Origin of the sequence: Methylorubrum zatmanii (genome assembly GCF_014845115.1) — a bacterium.
In the GTDB taxonomy this organism is placed as follows: Bacteria; Pseudomonadota; Alphaproteobacteria; order Rhizobiales; family Beijerinckiaceae; genus Methylobacterium; species Methylobacterium zatmanii.
Genome location: NZ_NKUI01000276.1, coordinates 1 through 5,346, shown reverse-complemented (window position 1 = coordinate 5,346; position 5,346 = coordinate 1). Strand labels below are relative to the sequence as shown.

At 64.8% G+C, this 5,346-nt stretch carries 3 protein-coding genes and 1 pseudogene; 2 read left to right on the top strand and 2 right to left on the bottom strand.

Annotated features, from left to right (window positions below; genetic code table 11):
- Together MZTS_RS23340 and MZTS_RS23335 are read right to left on the bottom strand one after the other, a co-directional pair.
- A partial coding sequence (locus MZTS_RS23340) for a Hint domain-containing protein (protein ID WP_246482246.1) occupies window positions 1–521 on the bottom strand: 521 nt, incomplete at its 3' end.
- 498 nt (window positions 522–1,019) lie between these two features.
- On the bottom strand, window positions 1,020–3,545 hold the full coding sequence (locus MZTS_RS23335; RefSeq protein ID WP_192285644.1) for a TonB-dependent receptor: 2,526 nt from the start codon (window positions 3,543–3,545) through the stop codon (window positions 1,020–1,022).
- Window positions 3,546–3,999: 454 nt separating this feature from the next.
- Between MZTS_RS23335 and MZTS_RS23330 the strand changes: the two genes are divergently transcribed.
- Both MZTS_RS23330 and MZTS_RS23325 read left to right on the top strand, forming a co-directional pair.
- Window positions 4,000–4,185: a hypothetical protein gene (locus tag MZTS_RS23330; protein WP_009863590.1), complete on the top strand. Its 186-nt coding sequence runs from the start codon at window positions 4,000–4,002 to the stop codon at window positions 4,183–4,185.
- 270 nt (window positions 4,186–4,455) lie between these two features.
- Window positions 4,456–5,346: pseudogene (locus tag MZTS_RS23325) on the top strand (CHASE3 domain-containing protein); the annotation flags it as partial.

Here is a 5,346-nt window from a genome sequence, read left to right as displayed (position 1 = left end):
CCGGCTTCCGCCACGATCTCGCGGTGGCCGATCCAGGTGATGGGACGCAGGGCGCCGGAGGCGGTGACGGCAACGTCACCGACCTTGAGATCCTCGACCGCGATCTCACCGCGCTCGGTGCGGATCTTCGTGCCGGTGACGAAGCAGACAGGCGCGTTGTAGGAATTGAGACTCGTATCGCCGTCGGAGGTAAAGCGGGGAGAAGTTGTTGGGAGGGGCGTGTTTGACAGAACCAGCCGAACGTTGGACCTGCTATATGTCGGCCCTAAGCTATCGTTAAACTCGATCTGGTTCGCGTTGTCATACTGCGTTGCGTAGAACGTCCGCACCTGCGACGCCGTGTCACCAGGAAGCATTCCCGTCACGGTGACCGGACTACCAACAGCGGTTACAGTTCCACTCACCTGAATCGCACTTGTGGTCAGATCGTCGATGCCGAAGCTCGCACTGGGCCCGCCATCATCGGTACCGGCATAGCCAGCCTGGAATACTGTATTGTTGAACGTAATTGGCGTCGCCATTGCTTAAAACTCCCTAGACCAAGGCGATAACATTCTTGAGAGAAACGCCTAATCAATTCGAACTCGGCGCAACTCCGATACGACCCCGAAGACAGGATTGGCACCAGACGAACGGCGCCGCCCCGGAAGGCTTTCAAGCAGCAAGCCATCCGTACGGCTAGAACGGCCTCCAGATAAATAAGTAATAATGAAAAATCAGACAGAACGAAAGCGGATGAATGCCGCGCTTCACTGCAAATACAGCATTATCGTCCTTAATTTCATTGAATTCATTCATTGTGATTGTTGCGCAACATGCCAAAATATCCTGTGATTTACGGGATTTTCTGGCAAGCAGCCAACTCTGCACTTAGTTTTGCAAGTCTCGACGGTTCGCGTCGGGTTCCCGCGACGAGGAAGCCAAATTGCCATTCGGCCCCCCCGCACTGAATACCGAATGATGAGTATCAACGCTGACCGAGTCCGCCGCGGACCACGTCACGCGGCAGACCCTCATCCTCAGAACTTGCGGACCAGCGGCTCCACCGGTGCCGGCACGACCTCGGCATCGAACACGTAGCGGATGCCGCCATAGATCGAGAGCGGCTGCGCCAGGGTCGTGGTGCGCACATCGGTGACCGGATAGCGGTTCGCCACCAAGCCGGGCTCGAAGAAGGTGCCGAAATTGGCATACCGGTTGTTGGTCAGGTTCGTGATCAGACCAAACACCTCGAGGTTCTTGTTGACCTGATAGCTCGTGTTCAGATTGAGGACGTAATAGGCCGGCAGCTTCCGGTTCAGGTTCGAGTCGTCGCCGCGGTAGTAGGACGAGGAGAAGGCCTGAACGTTCATCCCGAGGCGCCAGCCCGGCAGGAGCAGGTAGTCGAAGCCGGCCTTGATCTGGTGCTCGGGAACCAGCGGCACCTTGTTGCCCGGCGTGACCGTGATCGCGCCGTCGTCCGAAAGCGGATTGTTGGGCGAGGACAAGGTGCCGTTGAAGCGGTAGGTCGCGTCGATGAGGGCGTAGTTCGCGTAGAGCGAGAGGTCGCCGCGGGTATATTCCGCCGCCACCTCGATGCCCTGGCGACGCGTCGCCGGGACGTTGACGTAGTAGCCGCGCGCCGCGTTGCCCGGCGTGGCGAGCTGGATGATGTCGTTGGTCAGGTCGGTGCGGAAGGCGCCGAGCTTGTAGCTGAGCAGGCCGCCCTCGTAGAAATTCGGCACGGCCCCGCGGAAGCCGACCTCGTAGGTCTGCGCCGTGACCTGCTTGAGCGGCGGATCGGCCACGAGCGAGTTGGGCAGGAGGCAGGGCCGGTCCGGGTTGGCGCAGGCGAGCTCCAGCGGGGTCGGCGCCCGGTTCGATTCCGAGTAGCCGCCATAGAGCGACAGCTCGGGGGTGAAGCGGTAGGTCAGGCCCGCGACCGGGTTCACCTTGGTGAAGTAGTGGGTGCCCGTCACGTCCGGCGAGAAGCCGGTGAGATCCTGGGTGGTGATACGGGCGAAGTTCAGACGGGCCCCGGCGGTCAGCGAGAGCCGATCGGTCACGTCGAAGGTGTCGCTCGCATAGAGGCCCATATAGAGGTTGGAGCCGATCACCTGGCTCGGTGCGATGCCCAGCGCCCCGGCGGTGCGGATTTGCTGCGTGCCGAGACCGGGAATGGTCCCGTAGAAGGGATTGTTCGGGTCGGTCGTGACCGAGAGATCGGGGTTGATGACCCCGAGCGTGCTCGACGATTTGAAGCTGTAATCGGCGACATCGATGCTGCCGCCCACCACGAAGCTGTTGCCGTGGTCGAAGACGCGGTCGCGGTTGGCCGCCTGGAGCGAGCCGCCATAGCCCGTCGCCTCGGTCTTAGTCACATCGAGGGTGCCGTAGGGCACGCCGCCCGTGAACGGGATGCCAGGGGCGTTGACGCCGCGTCCGAGGATCAGGAACTGATTGCGGAAGTCGAGCTGCGATTGGCCGGCGGCCGGCGAGAAGCCGTCATCCTCGAAGCAGAGTCGACCGCGGAAGCTCGAACGGCTGCTGCAATTCTCGAAGTCGCCGTCGTTCCCGTCGACATATTGGTTGCTGTAGCGGCGGAAATAGGCGTTGCCGGCGAGATCCCAGGTCGGCGAGATGTCGACGCGGCCCGTCACCTGCAGCGTGCCGACCTGCTGCGTCGTCGTCTGCGGATAGGTGAAGATGGCGCGCTCATCGACATGGGTGAAGTCGACCGGCGTCGCGGCAGCGGCACCGAAGAACGTGCGCGCGAATTGCCCGATCAGGTGGAACTCGGAATCCGGCGTGCGGTAGCCGAGATCGCTGTAGATGCGCCCGATCGTGCTCGGCGACTGGAAGCGCCAGCCGCGGTCGTTGAGGCCGTCACCCGCGAAGTAGAAGCTCCAGGGGCCGATCATCTTGCCGTATTGAAGCGAGCCGGCGATACGCCCGTCGGAGCCGCCCAGCGCGGTGATCTCCGTGCCCTGCCAAGTGAAGCCGTTCTTCATCTGGATGTTGACCGCGCCGCCCAGCGCGTTCAGGCCGAAGACCGGGTTGCCGGTGACGACGTCGATGCGCTGGATCGCGATCGGCGGGATCAGGTCGAAATTGACGACATCGCCGAAGGCCTCGTTGATGCGCACGCCGTTCTGGTAGACCGCCAGTCCCTGGGGCACGCCCTGGACCGGCGAGGCGGTGAAGCCGCGATAGGTGACGTCGACGCGGTTCGCATTGCCCTGTGAGTCGCTCAGATTGAGGCCCGGCGTGCGCCGGGCCAGGGTCGCGACGGCGTTGAAGGTGCCCCGGTCGATGTCGAGATCGGCCGCGGTCACGGTCTCGACGGTGCTCGGAATCTTGTAGAGCGGTTGCTCGCCGCCGCGCAGCCGCGGAACTGCGACGGTCTCGCCCGCCGGGGCCGCCAGCCGGCCAGCGCCCGAGCCGGCCGCGCCCACCGGCGTGGTCGCAACGACGCTGATTTCGCTCAGGCTGACAGCCTCTTGAGCGAGGGCGCTGCCGGGCAGAAGGGCGACCGAAGCAATCAGGCTGCGACGAAGCGCTCTCATCGAATTTTCAGACCCGCGTTGGTGTTTTTTGCCGCCCCGAGAGGCAGGGGGCCAATTCTGTGCTTGATCGCCGGGACCAGCACAACGCGTCACGGCTGGGTTTAATTCAATCCGAGCCGGCAGGGCGGCGCATTTCGCCGGCCAGTGACCGCCAAGCAACAAATTCCTTGCCATTCAACGGCTTACATGAAGATCAGGCAATTTTTGACGGGATGTTTTGGCAAGCTATTGCAGATCGCATAACGCCTTTGGGCGGAACCCGCCTCCGTCGCCCGAGTGCCCCATCGGGGGAGAGGCGCCGCCGCCCATCCGCAGACACAATACCGCAGCATCGTGGGCGCATTCTGGTGCGGGAACCGGCCTCGGCCCGCGTTTCCGGGGCCGGCTCTGGAGCGTCCATCCGCGCCCGACCACTCCCGAGCCGGGAGAGGGCGCCTCAGCGGAGATCGTGCGCATGACCATCCTGGCCCGATTCGGAGGCAGAATCGCATCCGCGGTCGTTCGTGTCGCCCGCCGCGCGCCGACACTGATCGCCGTGGCCTCGGTCATCGGCCTCTCGGCCGGGCAAGCGGCGAGCCCGGACCTGGATGGCGATCGCGACGAGACGGCCCGGTCCGTCGCTTACCGCCACTATGTCTGAGTCCCGGCCGCGCAGCGCGCCGCCTCTTCCGGCGCCCGCCCGGCTGCCCCACGGCGATGGCAGCGCCACGATGATCCGTGCAGCCTATCGCGCTGGAGGCCCCAAGATCGGAAGGCCGCCCCACTCGTTCGGTCACCGTACATGCCAAGCACTATGGCTGGCCGAAGAGCTCGATGGCCGAGGGATGAAAAGAAAAAGAAGAAGTGCTTGACGCTCGCGCACTTTGCGCCGCACAGCGCCGTTCGCATAGCGCGCGAGAACGAGCCCTGCATGGCGAACACATCTGGCCTCAGCCGCTCCTTGGGCGGCGCCATCGCGACCATCGCGCTTGTCTCGGTTCTGAGCAGCGCCGCCACCTTCGTCACGCTCGACCAACTCGATGAAGCGACCGAAGCGCGGGGGCGCTCCAGCCAGACGATCCGAGCCCTCGGCGACTTCCGATCCGCCATGCTCAACCAGGAAACGGGGTTGCGCGGCTATCTGATCACCGGCCGCGACAGCAGCCTCGAACCCTATCGGCTCGGGCGGCGGGCGTTGGACGGGACGATCGACCGGCTCACCGCCCTGATCGGCGGCACCGCCGCGATGTCCGCCCTGCTGTCCGATGCCGTCACGGCCGCGCGCACTTGGCAGACCGAGATCGGCGAGGCAGCGCTGCGCCAAGCGGCATCCCCGGCGACCCGGCCCGAAGCCGTCCGGATCGAGGCCGATGGCAGGGGCAAGCAGCTGTTCGATACCTTCCGCGACAAGCTCGACGCGATCGAGGATGCGCAGGAGACGACGCGGATGGCGCAGAACGTGCGGCTCCTGGAAGCGCAGCGCCATGCCAGTCTCGCCCTCTGGGCCGGAACCCTGGTCACGCTCCTGCTCTGTACCGGGATCGGAATCGCGATCGAGCGCCTCATCGCCCGGCCACTCGTCAGAGCGCTGGCCTTCGTCGAACGGATCGGCACCGGCGACCTGACGGGACGCCTCGACCGCACCGGTCAGGACGAGATCGGCCGCCTGGGGGCCACACTGAACCGGATGACGGCCGGATTGTCAGAGCTTGCGCGCACCAACCGCGCGGCGACCGCGGACCTGAACGCCGCCGCCGCCGAGATCCGCGCCTCCGCCCAGGAGCAGGCCGCCAGCGTCCGGGGAGCAGTTCGCGGCGTTGCG

What these genes read in the sequence shown, in the direction of transcription:
- MZTS_RS23335 (WP_192285644.1), bottom strand. Translation starts at nt 3,545, where the DNA reads ATGAGAGCGCTTCGTCGCAGCCTGATTGCTTCGGTCGCCCTTCTGCCC.
- MZTS_RS23330 (WP_009863590.1), top strand. Translation starts at nt 4,000, where the DNA reads ATGACCATCCTGGCCCGATTCGGAGGCAGAATCGCATCCGCGGTCGTT.